This is a genomic window from Micromonospora sp. CB01531 (assembly GCF_001905095.1).
Classification (GTDB): domain Bacteria; phylum Actinomycetota; class Actinomycetes; order Mycobacteriales; family Micromonosporaceae; genus Micromonospora.
Map to the genome: position 1 here is coordinate 70,157 of NZ_LWLS01000035.1, position 17,396 is coordinate 87,552.

Below are 17,396 nucleotides of genomic sequence, written 5' to 3' on the forward strand. Positions count from 1 at the left end.
GCTCCGTCGCAGCTTTGCCGGCACGCTAGCACCCCGCACCGGCCCCTGTGACGGCCTTTTTTCACCGCCGGTGTCCGGTGTCACAACATCTGCGGCGTGACGCCGGTCGCCCGACGTTCATCGACGGCCACCGTCCGGCGTAGGCTCGGATTCGTGACGATCGAGCACTCCACGCCGACGACCCCGCAGGCCGGCCGCACCGCGACCGCGGCACCCGAGGGGCGGCGGCTGCTGCGGATCGAGGCGCGCAACGCCGAGACGCCGATCGAGCGCAAGCCGCCGTGGATCAAGGTCAAGGCCAAGATGGGGCCGGAGTACACCCAGCTGCGCGGGCTGGTCTCGCGCGAGGGGCTGCACACCGTCTGCCAGGAGGCCGGCTGTCCCAACATCTACGAGTGCTGGGAGGACCGGGAAGCCACCTTCCTCATCGGTGGCGACCAGTGCACCCGGCGCTGCGACTTCTGCCAGATCGACACCGGCAAGCCGGCCGAGTTCGACGCCGACGAGCCGCGCCGGGTCGCCGAGTCGGTGGCCGCGATGGGCCTGCGCTACGCGACCATCACCGGCGTCGCCCGCGACGACCTGCCCGACGGCGGCGCCTGGCTCTACGCCGAGACGGTCCGGCAGATCCACGCCCTCCAGTCCGGGTGCGGCGTCGAGCTGCTGATCCCCGACTTCAACGCGGTCCCGGAGCAGCTCGCCGAGGTCTTCGGGTCGCGGCCCGAGGTGCTGGCGCACAACGTGGAGACCGTGCCGCGGATCTTCAAGCGGATCCGGCCGGCGTTCCGCTACGAGCGCTCCCTCGACGTGATCCGCCAGGCCCGGGCCGCCGGCCTGGTCACCAAGAGCAACCTGATCCTCGGCATGGGCGAGGAGCGGGCCGAGGTGTCCCAGGCGCTGCGCGACCTGCACGAGGCCGGCTGCGAGCTGATCACCATCACGCAATACCTGCGCCCCTCCCCCCGGCACCACCCGGTCACCCGCTGGGTCAAGCCGGAGGAGTTCGTCGAGCTGCGCGAGGAGGCCGAGGAGATCGGCTTCGCCGGCGTGATGAGCGGCCCGCTGGTCCGCTCGTCGTACCGGGCCGGGCGTCTCTACCAGCAGGCGCTCGCCGCCCGCGAGGGCGTCCGCGCCGCCGGCTGAGGCCCGGCCGCCGGCGCGGACCGGGCCACCCGCCGGCTGAGTCCGGGCGGGGGCGCCGGCCGCGTCACCCGCCGCCGGCCACCGACCGGATGCCATGATCGCAGGCATGACCGCCGGGGTACGCCAGGAGCCACGCGAGGGCGCCCGCCCGCGCCCGCCCCTGCGGCCCCGGCTGCCGGTGCTGCTCGCGCTGCTCGTCGGGCTGGCCGGGGTCGGGTACCGGCTGGCGCTGCTGCTCGCCGACGCTCCGCCCACCAACAGCGACGAGGCGACGATGGGCCTGGCCGCCCTGCACATCGCCCGCGGGCAGGACCTCCCGGTCTGGTTCTACGGGCAGGCGTACATGGGGACGCTGGAGGCGTACCTGGCCGCGCCGCTCGTCGCCCTCGCCGGCCCGTCGATGCTCGCGCTGCGGCTGCCCACCCTCGCGCTCTACGCACTCTTCCTCGCCCTGTCCTGGCGACTCACCCGCCGGCTCGGCGGAGATGCCTGGTTCGCCCTGCTGGTCGTCGGCTTCCTCGCGCTCGGATCGGACCGCGTCGTCAAGAACCAGCTCATCGCCGGGGGCGGCTACCCCGAGCTGAACCCGGCCGGAGTCGCGCTCGCCCTGCTCACCGTCGGGTTGTGCGCCGGCGGCTCGGCCCGACCTGCCAGCGGGTCGGGGCTGCGCGCCGGCGGGGCGCGACTGCTCCGGTGGGCGGCCTGGGGGCTGGTGTCCGGGCTGATGCTCTGGGTCGACCCGCTGCTGCTGCCGTACATCCTCGGGACCGGCGCGGTGCTGGTGGCCCGCCGCCGACGGGAGCTGGCCGGCCGGGCCGGGCTGGTGGTGGCCGGCACGCTGCTGCTCGGCGCGGCGCCGATGCTGCTGGACAGCCTCCGGCACGGCCGCAACCCGCTGGCCGCGGTCCTGGCCGCCGGCGGCGGAGACGCGGCGGCGGGCTGGAGCGAGCGGCTGTACGGCGGCCTGGTGCTCGGGCCGCCGCTCGGCATGGGCTTCTGCTCGCCGAGCCACTGCGCCGGCTGGCACCTCTGGTGGGCCGTCGCGTTCCCGGTGCTGCTACTCCTCGGGGCGGTGGCCGCCTGGCGCACCCTCCGCACGCCGGTGGCGCCGGCCGGCGGTACGGGGTCCGACGACGATTCGGGCGGCCTGGACGAGCGGCGGGACTCGGCGGCGGTGCGGCTGGCGCTGCTCGCCGGAGCGGCGGCCGTGCTGGCGGCGTACACGGTGAGCAGCGCGGCCGGACAGACACCGGTGGAGAGCGCCCGCTACCTCTCCTGCCTGGCGGTCGCCACCCCCGCCCTGATCTGGCCGCTGTGGCGTGCCGTGCTCCCCGCTCCACGCCAGGTCGGCGATCTGGCGGTGTCCGGGTCGGTCGGACAGCACCGCCTCGGCGACGTGGAGTCCACCGGCGCCGAGCCGGCCGGCGGAGGCGGGCCGGCGGAGGGCGGCCCGCTCTCCCGGGTGGCGGCCCTGGCGGCGGTCGCCGTGCTGGCCACCATGTTCGGTACCGCGGGGGCCGCCACCGCCGGGGCGATGGCCCGGGTCCCGGACATCCACGCCGAGGCCGAGCGGCACCGCGCGCTCGTCGACACCCTCGGCGGACTGGGCGTACGGCACGTGCGCGGCGGCTACTGGACCTGCAACCGGCTCACCTTTGCCACCGGGGAGGACGTGGTCTGCGCGGTGGTCGACGACGAACTGCGCCCGGGCTTCGACCGGCTGCCGAGCTACCGGCGGGCGGTGGCGGCCGACCCGGGCGCGGCCTGGGTCGCGCCGGCCGGCTCCCCGGTGGCCGCCCGGCTCGACCAGCGGCTCGGCCCCGACCCGGGCGCCCTCGACGTGGTCACCGTCGCGGACTGGCGGATCTACCTCCCCCGCCCCTGACCCGGGCGGGTCAGCGGGGGGTGGGGTCGAGCAGACCGAGGCGGTGGGCCAGCGCAGCCGCCTCCACCCGATTGCTCACGTCCAGCTTGGCGATGATCCGGGACACGTGGACGCTGGCTGTCTTCGGCGAGATGAAGAGCCGCTCGGCGATCCGGCTGTTGCTGTGTCCCTCGGCGACCAGCCGCAGCACCTCCTGCTCGCGGCTGGTGAGCAGGTCCGGCCCGGGACGGCCGCCGCCGCGCAGCCCGACCCGGCGGGCCAGGACGGCAGCCTGCTCGCCCAGCGGCGTGGCGCCGAGCCGGGCGGCGATGTCGCCGGCCTCGCGTACACCGGCGGCGCAGGTGTCCCGTTCGCCGGCGGAGGCGGCCGCCTCGGCCAGCCCGAGCAACGCCCGGCCCAGCGGGTACGGCTGCCCGACCGCCCGCCACTCCGCCACCGCCGCCCGCCAGGCCGCCAGCGCCACGCCGCCACCACCGACGGCAGGAGCGCCGGCACCAGCCAGGATCGCGGTGACCTGGGCGGCGTGTGCCCGTTCCGCCGGATAGCGGACGGGCAGGGCGGCGGCCACGGCGGACACCTCACCGGCCAGTTCGGCGTCACCGGCCAGCACGGCGGTCCGCGCCGCGGCGCTGAGCACCGGCCACCCCTCGCGGGGCAGGTCGACCAGGCGCTCGTCGGCCAGGGCGGCACGGCTCGCCTCGAGCGCCGCTGTCTTGTCGTCGGCCGCGAGGGCGGCCTCGATCCGCAGCTCGCGCAGCGGCAGCCGGTGGTTCGGCCAGAGGTACGGCCGGGCCAGGAAGGCCAGCGCCCGCCCGACCAGCTCGTCGGCGGCGGGGTGCGCCCGGGCCAGCCGAAGCCCGGCGCGGAGCTGCAGCCAGTGCAGCCCGGAGACGCCCGGCGGGTCGATCCGGGCCGCCTCCGCGCAGGCCGCGTCGGCCTCGTCCCAGCGCCCCAGGGCGATCAGCGCCTCGGCCCGGTTCGACAGCAGGTACGCCCCCGTGGAGCGGCTGATCCCGACCCGGCGCGCCTCGCTCACCCCGGCCGCGGCTGCCTCCGCCGACTCCTCGTAGCTGCCCAGCTCGTAGAGCACGTCGGAGAGGTAGACCAGGGCACTGACCAGCGCCGGCGCGTTGTTGGTGGCCCGGGCCCGGGCCTCCGCCCGGCGCAGCTCGGCCAGCCCCAGATCGGGGGCCTTGTCGGTCCGACAGAGCATGGCGATCCGGGTGGGCAACAGCGCCAGGTCCTCGCCGATCGCCTCGGCCGCGGCCATCGCCTCGGCGGCCACCGACGCGGCCTGCTCGGGATCGATCTTCACCAGGTGCGCCGCGATGTCGGCGAGCACGCCCACCCGCTCCGGCCCGTCCGGCACCCCGGCCGCCAGCCGGTACGCCGCACCCAGCTCGGCCGCACCGTCGCTCTTGCCGAGCAGCGCCAGCAGCCGGCCGCGCTGGTCGAGCAGGCGGGCCGCACGCAGCGGCTCGGCCTCGGTGTCCACCTCGGCCAGCGCGGCCCGGGTGAGGGTCAACCCGCGGCTGTAGTCGCCGGCCGTGGTGGCCGCGCCCAGGGTCTCCTCCAGCACCCGCAGGTGGTCCATGCCGAGCCGCTCGGCGGCGTCGGGCACCAGCTCCCACAGTTCGAGGACCCGTTCCAGCAGCCGGCTCTGCTCGGCGTACGCGTACCGGTCGGCGGCGGCGCAGGCGGCGACGCGGGCGGCGATCAGGGCGCGCGGGTGGTCGTGTGCCGCGTACCAGTGGTGGGCGATCTCGGCCGGGGCGCGACCGGCGGCCACCAGGTGCGGCTGTGCCTCGATCGCGGCGGCGTACCGGGCGTGCAGCCGGGCGTGCTCGCCGGGGAGCAGTTCGTCGTGCACGGCCTCCCGGACCAGGGCGTGCCGGAACTCGTAGTCGCCGTCCGGGTCGGCCACCACGAGCTGGGCGGCCACGGCGGCGCGCAGTGCGTCCTCCAGCTCGGGCTCGGGCAGGCCGGCGACCTCGGCGAGCAGCTCGTGGGCGAAGCGGGTGCCACCGGCGGCGGCGATCCGCAGCACCCGCTGGGCGGGCTCGGGCAGCCGATCCACGCGGGCCAGCAGCAAGTCGCGCAGGGTCTCCGGCAGCACCGCGCAGCCGACGGGGTCGCCGGCGGCGGCCAGCTCCTCGATGAAGAACGGGTTGCCCTGGGTACGGCGGTGCACGTCGTCGACGGCCCGCGGGGGTGGCTCGGCACCGAGAAGGTCGGTGAGGATGGCGGCGGTGCCCTCCCGGTCGAGCCGGCTCAGCTCGACCCGGTCCACCCCACGCGCCCGGTCCAGCTCGGCGAGGAACGGCCGCAGCGGGTGGCCGCGGTGCAGCTCGTCGGTGCGGAAGGTGCAGACCAGCAGCAGGCGGGCGGCGCGGGCGGCCCGCACCAGGAAACCGATCAGGTCACGGGTGGACCGGTCGGCCCAGTGCAGGTCCTCGATGACCAGCACCAGCGGCCGTTCCTCGGCGATCCGCCGGAACAGGTCGGCGACCAGGTCGAACAGGTAGCCGCGCGGGGTGTCCGAGACGGGCAGGCCGGTGGGCGCGGCCACGCCGGCCGGCACCCGGGCCAGCTCGGGCAGCAGCCGGGCGAACTCCGCCTCGTACCCGGCGAAGGCGGCCGGGCCGTCGCGGCGCAGCACCTCGCGCAGCGCGGCGCCGAACGGCGCGAAGGGCAGGCCGGCCTCGCCCAGCTCCAGGCACTGGCCGACCAGCACCCGCGCCCCGGCGGCGCCGGCCTGGGTGCCGAACTCCTCCAGTAGCCGGGTCTTGCCGACGCCGGCCTCGCCGCCCACCAGGACGGTGGCGGGCTCCCCGGCCCGGGCCCGGCCGAACGCGTCGCGCAGCCCGGTCAGCTCCGGCTGGCGGCCGACGAGGACGGTGCTGGCGGCGCGTACTGTCACGGCATCGAGCATGCCATGGCGGGCGCCGACACCCACCCGGCCGACCGGCCGGTCCGGGCTGCCGCCGGCCGCCGGTCCGGCCGCCCCCGTGGCGGCCGGGGACGTCGCCGGACCGGGCATCGCGGTCGCGTCCCGGCCGCCCGGGGCGGTCGCCGCGACGGCCGGCACGGCGAGGGTGGTCACCGGCGGCCGTCGACGGTACGGGCGGCCTGGTGCCGGCGGCTGAGCCAGCTGCGCGGGTGGCGGCGGGGCAGCGATCGGGCGAGCCGGTCGCGGGCCGCGTCGGCCTGGAGCTCGGCGGCGTGGCTGCGGTGGATGGTGAGCAGAAGCTCTGCGTCGTTGCCGAACATCTCGGTTTCCCCTGTCGTGCGGTGTCGTTTCGCGGTCGACACTGACTTTCCGCGCGAAGGTGCCCCCGGGGCATGAGTCCCCTGCCTGATCTTCGGCGTCGCCCCCTCCTTACCGGGACGGCTCAGGGGGCGGACGGCGGCGTAAGGTACTCAGCCGCGGAGGGCCGGCCGGGAATCAACGGGTGGCGGGGCGCCCACTAGACTCTCAGGCATGGCAAAGCCCCAGGAGAAGGTCTCGTTCGGCCAGCGGCTGAAGCAGATCGGGATGGTGTTCCGGTTCACCGCCAAGCAGGACCGGTGGTTCGCGCCGCTGGTCGCCGCGGCGGTGCTGATCCCGCTCGCGCTCACCGTGGTCGCGGTCATTCTCTATGGCTGGCTCTGGCTGCCGATCGGCATCCTGCTCGCCCTGCTCGCCGTGCTGATCGTGCTCAACCTGCGGTCCAACACGGCGATGATGAGCGCCGCCGAGGGGCAGCCCGGCGCGGCGGCGCAGATCATGGAGAGCATGCGGGGCGACTGGCGGGTCACCCCGGCCGTCAGCTCCACCACCCAGATGGACATGGTCCACCTGGTGCTCGGCCGTCCCGGCGTGATCCTGCTGGCCGAGGGCAACCCGCAGCGCGTCCGGGGCCTGCTGGGCCAGGAGAAGCGCCGGCTGGCCAAGGTGATCGGCACCGCCCCCCTGCACGACTACGTGATCGGGCAGGGCGAGGACGAGCTGCCGATCCGCAAGCTGCGCACCACCCTGATGCGGCTGCCCCGCTCCCTCTCCCCCAAGGACGTCAACGCCCTCGACAAGCGGCTCAAGGCGCTCACCGCCCGCCCGCAGATGCCCAAGGGCGCGATCCCCAAGAACATGCGGCCGCCGCGCGGCGCGTTCCGCCAGACCCGGGGTCGCTGACCCCCGCCGTACGCGTGAAGGAGCCGGCCCCGTGCGGGGCCGGCTCCTTCGTCGTCGGGGCGCCCGGGTCAGCGGGGGGCGGCGACGATCACCGAGCCGGTGAGGCGGTCGTGCAGCCCGCGGCGGTGCTCGTCCATGATCACGGCGGGCACCACGAGGGCGAGCAGCACGCCGCGGAGCAGGGCCCGGACCAGCCCGATCCGTCCGCCGTCGGCCCAGGCCAGGCAGCGGATCCTCGTGACGTACATGCCGGGGGTCTGGGCGAAGAGGCCGAGGAAGAGGGCGTATTCCAGGACCAGCACCAGGACCGGGGCCCAGCCGTCCCGGACCGGGTCGGCGAAGAGATTGGAGATCAGCAGGCAGAGCACCCAGTCGATGACCAGCGCGCCGAAGCGGCGGCCGAGGCTCGGGGGCGTGAAGGTCGGGTCCGCGGCGGGCGGCACCGGCACGGCGGCGGTATCGGTCACAGCGGTCAAGGGTAGCCAGGCGCCCCGCCGGGGCCGGGACGGGCGCGGTGACCAGGGGTGTCGGTCACTGCCCGGGTACGCCGGTTCGGCTCGGAGCGGGGAATCGGACCAAAGCCGCCAATTGGTGCCACACCATCACCGCGAGTATCGTCCGAACGGAGACTGACCGGCATCTGAGTGGCCGAGATGACGCTCCGCGAGGGACGTAACACGGCGGAAACAGGGGAGACACGGCCGGGCAACTCCACGGCCATACCGTCGCCAGGAGCCAGCCACCGGAGTGGACCTGCCAGGAGGACGTGTGTTCGCCAATCCCGAGGAACTCCTGCGATACCTCAAGAACGAGGACGTGAAGTTCGTCGACGTACGTTTCTGTGACCTGCCCGGCGTGATGCAGCACTTCAACCTGCCGGTCGAGTCCGTCGACGACGCGCTCTTCACCGACGGCCTCGCGTTCGACGGTTCGTCGATCCGCGGCTTCCAGGCGATCCACGAGTCGGACATGCTTCTGCTCCCCGACGTCGCGACCGCCTTCATCGACCCGTTCCGCGCGCAGAAGACCCTCGCGCTGAACTTCTTCATCCACGACCCGTTCACCCGGGAGGCGTACTCCCGGGACCCGCGGAACGTGGCGAAGAAGGCCGAGGCGTACCTGGCGGCCAGCGGGATCGCCGACACCGCGTACTTCGGCGCCGAGGCGGAGTTCTACATCTTCGACTCGATCCGCCACGAGACCTCCGCGCACCGGTCGTTCTACTACATCGACTCCATCGAGGGCGCCTGGAACACGGGCCGCGAGGAGGACGGTGGCAACCGCGGCTACAAGACCGCGTACAAGGGCGGCTACTTCCCGGTGCCGCCGGTTGACCACTTCGCCGACCTGCGCGACAAGATCGTCCGCCGCCTGGTCGACAACGGCTTCACGGTCGAGCGGTCGCACCACGAGGTGGGCACCGCCGGCCAGTCGGAGATCAACTACAAGTTCTCCACCCTGCTGCACGCGGCCGATCAGCTCCAGCTCTTCAAGTACATCGTGAAGAACGAGGTCTGGGCGAACGGCAAGACCGCCACCTTCATGCCGAAGCCGCTCTTCGGCGACAACGGCTCCGGCATGCACACCCACCAGAGCCTCTGGCTGAACGGCGAGCCGCTGTTCTACGACGAGACCGGCTACGCCGGCCTGTCCGACATGGCCCGCTGGTACATCGGCGGCCTGCTGCACCACGCGCCGTCGCTGCTCGCCTTCACCAACCCGACGGTCAACTCGTACCGCCGGCTGGTGCCGGGCTTCGAGGCACCGGTCAACCTGGTCTACTCGCAGCGCAACCGCTCCGCCTGCACCCGTATCCCGGTCACCGGCAGCAACCCGAAGGCCAAGCGGGTCGAGTTCCGGGTGCCGGACCCGTCCAGCAACCCGTACCTCGCCTTCTCGGCGATGATGATGGCCGGCCTGGACGGCGTCAAGAACAAGATCGAGCCCCCGGCGCCGATCGACAAGGACCTGTACGACCTGCCGCCGGAGGAGTGGGGCGACGTCAAGCAGGTGCCGGGCTCGCTGCCGGAGGTGCTCGACGCGCTCGAGGCCGACCACGACTACCTGCTCGACGGCGGCGTCTTCACGCCAGACCTGATCTCCACCTGGGTGTCGTGGAAGCGGGCCAACGAGGTCGACCCGGTGCGGCTGCGCCCGACCCCGCACGAGTTCGCCATGTACTTCGACTGCTGACCAGGCACACCATCAGCACCGGCCGGGCCGGCTCCGCGACCGCGGGGCCGGCCCGGCCGTCTGCGTACCTCGTCAGCCGGCGCGCCGGGCCCGGACCGCCCGGACGCCCCGGATCGCCAGCAGCACGATCACGGCGGTCATCAGGAGCGCCCCCGGGGCCTTGGTGAACCGGGCCAGGTTGGTGCCGTCCGGCAGGGTGAGGCAGGAGGCCACCGCGCAGGGCGCCACGAACCAGACGGTCCGGGCCAACGACACCGTCGCCACCGCGAGCAGCGCCAGCGGCCAGGTCGCGTACCAGGGGTGGAAGACCGGGGCGAGCAGCACGGTGGCGGCCAGCGCCAGGCCGGCCCCGAGCAGCGCCACCCGGGGGCGGGCGGCGGCCAGCCGGACCGCCCGCTGCCGGACGTCGTTGAGCCGGCGCAGCCCGGTCCAGGCCCACCACCAGAGCGCCACCAGCAGCACCGCGAGCAGCGCCAGCGCGACGAGCCGGACCACCGGCACGGCGTCCGGCTCCTGCCCGAACAGGCCGCCCACGTAGTCGACCACGAACCCCACCGCCGTCGGCGGCGAGGTCCACTGCTTCGAGTCGCCGCTGTGCGCGAGACCGCCCACCCAGCCCAGGCCCAGCCCGGTGGCCAGGGAGGTGACCAGCAACACCGCCAGCACGCCCGCGGCCAGCCAGCCCGCGTCGCGCAGCAGCACGCGCAGCGTGTACCGGCCCAGCACCGCGGCGAGCGCGGCGAACGGGAGCACCACCACGGCAACCGCCTTCACCGACACGGCCAGCCCCAGCAGCACCCCGGCCACCACCAGCGCCCGGGGCTTGCCGGGCCGACGGACCAGCACCAGCAGGCCGAACAGGAGCAGCCCCAGCCCGAGCGCGTCGTTGTGCGCGCCGGCGACCAGGTGCACCCCGACCAGCGGGCAGGCCAGCGCCAGCCAGGCCGCGCGCCGGGTCGGCACGCCGGCCGCGCGGGCCAGGCCGGGCAGGCAGAGCGCGGCCAGCAGCACCCCGGCCACCGCGATCACCCGCAGCAGCACGATCGCCCCGACCAGGCCGCCCGCGAGCAGCACCACGAGGCCGGCCAGCAGGACGAAGAACGGCCCGTACGGCGCCGGGGTGGCCCGCCAGATCGGCGTCACGGTGTCGGTCCAGGGGCACCCGGCCGCTGCCACCCCGATCCGGTACGGATCGGCGCCGTGCGTCCACGACCAGCCCTGGCAGACGTACGAGTAGACGTCCCGGCTGCCCATCGGCGGCGCGGCCAGCAGCGGCAGCACCCACAGGCCGGCGGTCACGTACGCCCACCGGGTCGACGGGGCGCCCCAGCGCAGCGACCACCAGGCGCCCACCAGCAGCGCCGTGCCGACCAGCCAGCAGCCGAGGGTCGACGGCCCATAGCTGGCGTGCCAGAGACCGGAGAGGGTGGTGCGCAGCGGGGCGTCGGGCAGCGCCCCGCCCAGCCAGGCGGCGACGGTCAGCAGCACCGCGCCGGCGAGCCCGGCGTACCGGGCGAGCCCGGCGGCGACCGGGCGGACCGGCCCGCCGGGCACCGAGCCGGGCTCGCTCACCGGCACTACTCCTCAGTCTGCGGGAACCGGCTGCCGTTCCGCCCGAGCCGACCGTACCAACCGGACGGCCACCACGATCACGAACAGCGTCATCAGGGGGGCACCCGGCATCTTGGTGTACCGAGGTAAACCGGTGCCGTCGGCCAGCACCAGGAAAGACGACACCAGGGCGACAATCACGAACCAGGTGGTCCGGCGGGCGGTCGCGGCGAGCACGGCCAGCGGCCAGGTCCAGTACCAGGGGTGGAACAGCGGGGAGAGCGCCACGGTCGCGACCAGCGCCAGGGCGGCGTGCCAGAACGGATCATGGCGGCGGAACGCGCGGAACCAGAGCCAGACCAACACCGCACCGAGCACCACCACGGCCAGGCCCCGGGTGACCGGCAGCGCGTCGATGTGCGCGCCGAACGGCACCGCCAGGTAGCCGATGGTCTGCCCCACCGCGGTCGGCGGAGAGGTCCAGGCGACCACCAGCCCGCCCTGCTCCAAACCGCTGATGAAGCCGAGGCCCAGACCCGCGGCCAGGGTCGGCCCGACCACCGCGGCCAGCGCCCCGCCGGCCACCCACCCGCCCTGGCGGACCAGCGCGCGGAGCCCGTACGGCCCGACGATCGCGGCCAGCGCCGCGAACGGCACCACGACCAGCGCGGTGACCTTGATCGCGCCGGCCAGCCCCAGCAGCACCCCACCGGCCAGCAGCGGCAGCGGGCGGCCCGGCCGGGCGGCCACCACCGCCAGCCCGGCGGCGAGCAGGCCCACCATAATCGCGTCGTTGTGCGCGCCGGAGATCAGATGCACGGGCACCAGCGGGCCGGCCAGCGCCAGCCAGAGCGCCCGCTGCGGCGGCACCCCGCAGCGGCGGGCCAGCACCGGCAGGGACACGGCGGCCAGCGCCACCCCCGCCACGGCGAGCACCCGGAACAGCGCGACGCTAGCGGCCAGCGAGCCGGCGGCGGTCACCACCGCCCCAGAGATCATCACGAACAGCGGTCCGTACGGGGCCGGGGTGTCCCGCCAGATGTACGAGATGGTGTCCAGCCACGGGCAGGGCAGGGCGGAGACGCCCTGTTCGTACGGGTTGATCCCGGCGGAATAGCTGGCGCCCTGGCAGGCGTACGCGTACGCGTCCCGGCTGCCGAGCGGCGGCGTGACCAGCATCGGCAGCAGCCAGAGCCCGATCGTGACGAGCACCCAGCGGGTCGACGGCACCCGATCGCGCAGCGACCACCAGGCCCAGCCCAGCAGCGCCGTGCCGGCCAACCAGGTGCTGATGATCAACGGCCCGTGCGGGCCCTGCCAGATGCTGACGGGGGTGGGGCGCAGGTCGCCGTACGGCAGCGCGCCGCCGAGGAAGGCGGCCACGGCGAGCAGCACGGAGCCGACCAGCCCGATCCAGCGCGAGAGGTGGTGAGGCACATCGGACATGCTGCCAGTACGGTGGGTCGCGATCAGGAGGTGGGCATGCGGGGCGGTCGGGTGGTGGCGGTGTCCGCGGCGTCCGCGCTCGTCCTGGGCGTGCTGTATGTCGCCCTTCCCCCGCTGGGGTCGGACCTGTCGGCCCAGGTGGCCCGCGCCGGCTTCTTCGCCGCCCACGGGCCGGCGCTGGTCGACCTGCGCTGGTACGGCGGCGTCCACCCGTGGGGCTACAGCCTGGTCTCACCGCCACTGATGGCCCTGCTCGGGGTCCGCCCCACCGGCGCGCTCGCGCTGCTCGCCTCGGCGACCGCGTTCGCCGCGCTGCTGGTCCGGACCGGGGTGCCCCGGCCCCTGCTGGGCAGCCTGGTCGGAATGCTCACTATCGCCGGCAACCTGGTCTCCGGCCGGGTGACGTACGCCCTCGGGGTCGCCTTCGGCCTGGCCGCGCTGCTCGCCCTCACCCGGCCGGCCGCCCGGCACCCCCGGTGGGCGCGCGGCGTGCTGGCCGGCCTGGCGGCCCTGCTCGCCTCGGCGGCCAGCCCGGTCGCCGGGCTCTTCGTCGGCCTGGCCGGCGTCGCGCTGCTGCTCACCCGCCGGTACGCCGACGGCCTGCTGCTGGCCGTCCCGGCCGCCGTGCCGCTGGCGGTGACCGGGCTGCTCTTCGGCGAGGGCGGCTGGATGAACATCAGTCGCAGCGACACCGTGCACGCGGTGTTGACCAGCCTGCTGGTGGCCGCGCTGGTGGCGTACCGGCCGGTCCGGGTGGGCGCCCTGCTGTCGGCGGTCGGGGTGCTGGCCGCGGCGCTGCTGCACACCCCGGTCGGGTTGAACGCCACCCGGCTGGTGGTGATGTTCGCGCTGCCCGTGCTGGCGGCCACCGCCGGGCTCCCCCGGTGGCTGGCCGACCGCCTGCCGGGGTGGGTGGCTCGGCGGCGGGTGGCCGGTGGGGTGGCGTTGGCCGCGCTCCTCGCCGCCGGGTGCTGGTGGCAGCCGCCGGTGGTCGCCGCCGACCTGCGCGCGGACGACCCCACCGCCGATCCGGCGTACTTCGCGCCGCTGCGGGCGGAGCTGGCGCGGCGCGGGCTGACCGGCCGGGTGGAGGTGCCGCCGACCCGCAACTACTGGGAGGCGGCCCACCTCGGCGAGGTGCCGCTGGCCCGGGGCTGGCTGCGCCAGGCCGACATCGCCCGGAACCCGCTCTTCTTCACCACCGTCCCCGGCGCCGCCGGCACCGGCGTCCCGCTCACCCCGGCGAGCTACCAGGCCTGGCTGGCCGACAACGCGGTGCAGTACGTCGCCGTCGCCGACGCCGAACTGTCCTGGGTGGGCCGCCCGGAGGCCGAGCTGGTCGAGGCCGGCCTGCCGTACCTCACCGAGGTCTGGTCGGCCGCGCACTGGCGCCTGTACGCCGTGGCCGACCCCACCCCGCTGGTGGGCGCCCCCGGCGAGCTGGTCCGGCAGGACGCCGCCACGGTCACCTTCCGCGTCCCGGGCCCCGGCCGGGTGCCGGTCCGGGTCCGGCACGACCGCTGGCTGACCGTCAGCGGAGGCGCCACGCTCACCGCCGACGGCGAGTGGACGGCGGTGACGGTGCCGCGCGCCGGCACCTACACCCTCGGCGGCTGACCCCGGCCGACCTGGCCCGCGACCGTGTCGCACTGCCCCGGCATCGGTCTCCGGGTCCGCCTCGAACGTGGCTTCCGGCGGCATCGGCGTACGCGTCTGTGCCCGGCTGGGCGATTCATTCACGTCATCAGGTTCGTAGGCGCGCAGAAGGTCGGTCGACCCCGGCCCCCAGCCGACGGCACCGGCACCGGCCGCAGAGCGGGCTGCCGGACCGGGTGGCCGCCGCGAAGAAGCACGAAGTCGGGACTCCTTTGGTGCTGATGTCGCTGACGGCTCAGCGCCCGCCCAGCCCGAGGCGTGCCAAGGGCAGCCCTCCCGGCCGGTCCAGCCCATCGCCGGGCTGCCGACCGGAGCCGTCAGGCCGGGGCGTCCAGCACCCGCTGCATGGCGGCCCGCGAGCGGCGGCCGACGCGCAGGTACTCGTCGAGGAACTCGCCGGGGTCGTCCCGGCCGAGCAGGCGCACGACCCCGGCCAGCTCCAGCCCGTGCCGCGGGAGCTGGTCCCCGGCCCGGCCGCGAACCAGCATCAGCGCGTTGCGGACCTGCGCCGCGAGCGTCCAGCCGGCGACCAGCTCCGCCGCGTCGTCCGGGTCGACCAGCCCCGCGGCCCGGGCGGCGGCCAGGGCATCGAGGGTACGGGTGCCGCGCAGCGCGGGCAGCTGGCCGGCGTGCCGGAGCTGAAGCAGCTGTACCGCCCACTCGACGTCGGCGAGCCCGCCCCGGCCCAGCTTGGTGTGGGTGGCCGGGTCGGCGCCCCTGGGCAGCCGCTCGGTCTCCACCCGGGCCTTGATCCGGCAGATCTCCACCACCTGCTCGCGGGTCAGCCCGTCGGCCGGGTACCGCACCGGGTCGATCATCGCCTCGAACTCGGCGCCGAGGTCGGCGTCGCCGCAGACGAACCGGGCCCGCAGCAGCGCCTGCGCCTCCCACACCTTCGACCAGCGGGCGTAGTACTGGGCGTACGCGGCGAGGCTGCGGACCAGCGGTCCCTGCCGGCCCTCGGGGCGCAGGTCGGCGTCGACCCCGAGCGGCGGGTCGGGAGCCGGCGCGGAGAGCAGCCGGCGCAGCTCCTCGGCGATGGCGTGGGCGGCGGCCCTGGCCGCGCCCTCGTCCACGCCGGGCGGCGGGTCGTAGACGAAGAGGACGTCGGCGTCGGAGAGGTAGTTCGACTCGTACCCGCCGAGCCGGCCCATGCCGACCACGGCGAAACGCAGCCCGGGCGGCGCCGGCTGGCCGGCCCGGGCGGCCCGCAGCGCGGCGGCCAGGGTGGCGTCGGTGACGTCGGCGAGCGCGGTGCCGACCGTGCAGACGTCAGCCAGGGTGGATGCCGGGTCGGGGCGTACCCCGGGCTCGGCGGCACGCGGCGGGCGTGGGGTGAGCGCGCCGGCCCGGCTGAGCACGTCGGCGCAGGCGAGCCGGAGCAGCTCCCGGCGGCGCAGCGCACGGACCGCCCGGACGGCCTCGACCGGGTCGTCGTGCCGCCCCGCCGCCGCGGCGAAGCCCTCGCATAGCACCTCCCGGGGCCGTGGCGTCAGCTCGCTGTCCTCGGCCAGCAGCCGCAGCGCCTCCGGCTCGCGGGCCAGCAGGTCGGCGGCGTACCGGGACAGCGCGAGGACCCGGGCCAGGCGGCGGGCCACCGGCCCCTCGTCGCGCAGCAGCCGCAGGTACCAGGGCGTGCTGCCGAGCTTGTCGGAGACCTGCCGGTAGTTCAGCAGCCCCCGGTCGGGCTCCGGCGCGTCGGCGAACTCGCTGAGCAGCACCGGCAGCAGGGTGCGCTGGATGGCAGCGGTGCGGCTCACCCCGCCGGTGAGGGCCTGGAGGTGGCGCAGCGCCCCGGCCGGGTCGGCGAACCCGAGGATCTCCAGTCGGTGCCGGGCCGCCTCCGGGGTCAGCCGCAGCCCGTCGGCCGGCACCCGGGCCACCGACTCCAGCAGCGGTCGGTACAGCAGCTTCGCGTGCAGCCGGCGCACCTCGGTGGCGTGGGTGACCCACTCGGCGCGGAACTCCTCGACGGCGCTGCGGCCCGGCGTGGCCTGGTAGCCGAGCGCAGCGGCCAGCCAGCGCAGCGCGGCGGGCTCGGTAGGCACGGTGTGGGTGCGGCGCAGGTGCTGGAGCTGGAGCCGGTGCTCGACGCCGCGCAGGAAGCGGTAGCCGCGCAGCAGCGCCTCCCCGTCGGCCCGGCCGACGTAGCCGCCGGCGACCAGGGCGCGCAACGCCGGGATGGTGCCCGGCGCCCGCAGCGACTCGTCGCCCCGGCCGTGCACGAGCTGGAGCAGCTGGACCGCGAACTCGATGTCGCGCAGGCCGCCCGGCCCCCGCTTGATCTCGCGTTCCAACTCCTTCGGCGGGACGTTCTCGATGATCCGGCGGCGCATCGCGCGGACGTCCTCGACCGCCTCGGGGCGTTCCGCCGCGGTCCACACCAGCGGCGCGAGCTGGTCGATCCACTCCCCGGCGAGCGCCAGGTCGCCGGCCGCCGGCCGGGCCTTGAGCAGTGCCTGGAACTCCCAGGTCCGGGCCCAGCGCCGGTAGTAGGCCAGGTGGCTGGCGAGGGTACGCACCAGCGGGCCCCGGTTGCCCTCTGGGCGCAGCGCGGCGTCAACCGGCCAGGCGACCAGCCCGCAGACCTGGATCAGCCGGGTGGCGACCTGGGTCGCGGCGGTCAGGTCGTCGTCCTCGGCCGCCACGAAGATGACGTCCACATCCGAGACGTAGTTCAGCTCGTCGCCGCCGGCCTTGCCCATCGCCACCACGGCCAGCCGGGGCCGGGGCGTCCCGCCCGGCAGCTCGTCCACGGCGATCTGGTAGGCAGCCGCGAGGGTGGCGTCGGCGAGCGCGGAGAGCGCCGCCATGGTCTGCTCCAGGCCGCGTCCGCCGGTCAGGTCGGCCGCCGCGATCCGCAGCAGCGCCAGCCGGTACGCCTGCCGCAGCACCGGCACCGGGCCGGTGGCGGCGGTCAGCCGGGCGGCGGTGGCCAGGTCGAGCCGCCCCTCGGCGGTGGGTGCGAGCCCGTCCGGCTCGGTGGCCAGCACGGTCCACTGCTCCGGATTGGCCACCAGGTGGTCGCCGAGCGCCGACGAGGCCCCCAGCACGGCGGTCAGCCGACGGCGCAGCCCCGGGTCGGCGTACAGGGCGTCGAGCACGGCCGGCTTTCCGCTCGCCCGCCACTCCGCCTCGACGAGGCGGTGCAGCTGGCGCAGGGCGAGGTCCGGGTCGGCCGCCCGGGAGAGGCCGGCCAGCAGCTCGGCGGCCCGCTCGTCGGTGGGCTCCTGGGTGTCCGGCCGCCATAGTCCCAGGCCGTCCGGACCGAGCAGGTCGGCCGCCCGCGCCCGGCCGTCGCCCTCGGCGAAGCCGTACCGGGCGAGGCGCCCCCTGGTCGGTCGGGTCATG

Annotated in this window: 11 protein-coding genes; 5 read left to right on the top strand and 6 right to left on the bottom strand. The window is 75.6% G+C overall.

Going from position 1 to position 17,396, the window contains the following annotated elements; all coding sequences use genetic code 11:
- Positions 1-96: 96 nt before the first annotated feature.
- Positions 97-1,143 carry a lipoyl synthase gene (lipA, locus tag A6A27_RS06795; protein ID WP_198940215.1) on the top strand — a complete coding sequence of 349 codons (1,047 nt, stop codon included), beginning with the start codon at positions 97-99 and terminating at the stop codon, positions 1,141-1,143.
- A gap of 106 nt (positions 1,144-1,249) precedes the next feature.
- Positions 1,250-3,028: a hypothetical protein gene (locus tag A6A27_RS06800; RefSeq protein WP_073833682.1), complete on the top strand. Its 1,779-nt coding sequence runs from the start codon at positions 1,250-1,252 to the stop codon at positions 3,026-3,028.
- A gap of 10 nt (positions 3,029-3,038) precedes the next feature.
- On the opposite strand, the gene A6A27_RS06805 is transcribed toward A6A27_RS06800, so the two are convergent.
- A complete protein-coding gene (locus A6A27_RS06805) occupies positions 3,039-6,131 on the bottom strand; it encodes an ATP-binding protein (RefSeq protein ID WP_241825107.1) in 3,093 nt (1,030 codons plus the stop codon).
- Positions 6,128-6,298 (bottom strand): hypothetical protein, encoded by a 171-nt coding sequence (locus A6A27_RS44870; protein WP_187413366.1) that lies wholly within the window; start codon positions 6,296-6,298, stop codon positions 6,128-6,130. The genes A6A27_RS06805 and A6A27_RS44870 overlap by 4 nt, the downstream gene beginning before the upstream one ends.
- A 211-nt stretch (positions 6,299-6,509) precedes the next feature.
- Here A6A27_RS44870 and A6A27_RS06810 point away from each other — a divergent pair, with 211 nt between their 5' ends.
- Entirely contained in the window at positions 6,510-7,199 is a 690-nt protein-coding gene (locus tag A6A27_RS06810) for a DUF4191 domain-containing protein (protein WP_073833683.1), read from the top strand.
- A gap of 68 nt (positions 7,200-7,267) precedes the next feature.
- On the opposite strand, the gene A6A27_RS06815 is transcribed toward A6A27_RS06810, so the two are convergent.
- On the bottom strand, positions 7,268-7,666 hold the full coding sequence (locus A6A27_RS06815; protein WP_073833684.1) for an RDD family protein: 399 nt from the start codon (positions 7,664-7,666) through the stop codon (positions 7,268-7,270).
- Positions 7,667-7,967: 301 nt separating this feature from the next.
- Here A6A27_RS06815 and glnA point away from each other — a divergent pair, with 301 nt between their 5' ends.
- Complete coding sequence (glnA, locus tag A6A27_RS06820; protein ID WP_073833685.1) at positions 7,968-9,392, top strand: type I glutamate--ammonia ligase; 1,425 nt, start codon at positions 7,968-7,970, stop codon at positions 9,390-9,392.
- Positions 9,393-9,464: 72 nt separating this feature from the next.
- On the opposite strand, the gene mptB (A6A27_RS06825) is transcribed toward glnA, so the two are convergent.
- Together mptB (A6A27_RS06825) and mptB (A6A27_RS06830) are read right to left on the bottom strand one after the other, a co-directional pair.
- Positions 9,465-10,964 (bottom strand): polyprenol phosphomannose-dependent alpha 1,6 mannosyltransferase MptB, encoded by a 1,500-nt coding sequence (gene mptB, locus A6A27_RS06825; protein ID WP_073833767.1) that lies wholly within the window; start codon positions 10,962-10,964, stop codon positions 9,465-9,467.
- 12 nt (positions 10,965-10,976) lie between these two features.
- On the bottom strand, positions 10,977-12,380 hold the full coding sequence (mptB, locus tag A6A27_RS06830; RefSeq protein ID WP_198940218.1) for a polyprenol phosphomannose-dependent alpha 1,6 mannosyltransferase MptB: 1,404 nt from the start codon (positions 12,378-12,380) through the stop codon (positions 10,977-10,979).
- Positions 12,381-12,425: 45 nt separating this feature from the next.
- Between mptB (A6A27_RS06830) and A6A27_RS06835 the strand changes: the two genes are divergently transcribed.
- A complete protein-coding gene (locus tag A6A27_RS06835; RefSeq protein WP_073833687.1) occupies positions 12,426-14,006 on the top strand; it encodes a hypothetical protein in 1,581 nt (526 codons plus the stop codon).
- Positions 14,007-14,362: 356 nt separating this feature from the next.
- Here A6A27_RS06835 and A6A27_RS06840 read toward each other — a convergent pair whose 3' ends face one another.
- Positions 14,363-17,395, bottom strand: a complete 3,033-nt coding sequence (locus A6A27_RS06840; RefSeq protein WP_073833688.1) for a bifunctional [glutamine synthetase] adenylyltransferase/[glutamine synthetase]-adenylyl-L-tyrosine phosphorylase — start codon at positions 17,393-17,395, stop codon at positions 14,363-14,365.
- Between the last annotated feature and the right edge of the window lies 1 nt (position 17,396).

Coding starts and splice junctions, on each gene's coding strand:
- A6A27_RS06840 (WP_073833688.1), bottom strand. CDS start 17,395: ATGACCCGACCGACCAGGGGGCGCCTCGCCCGGTACGGCTTCGCCGAG.
- A6A27_RS06800 (WP_073833682.1), top strand. CDS start 1,250: ATGACCGCCGGGGTACGCCAGGAGCCACGCGAGGGCGCCCGCCCGCGC.
- A6A27_RS44870 (WP_187413366.1), bottom strand. CDS start 6,298: ATGTTCGGCAACGACGCAGAGCTTCTGCTCACCATCCACCGCAGCCAC.
- A6A27_RS06810 (WP_073833683.1), top strand. CDS start 6,510: ATGGCAAAGCCCCAGGAGAAGGTCTCGTTCGGCCAGCGGCTGAAGCAG.
- A6A27_RS06835 (WP_073833687.1), top strand. CDS start 12,426: ATGCGGGGCGGTCGGGTGGTGGCGGTGTCCGCGGCGTCCGCGCTCGTC.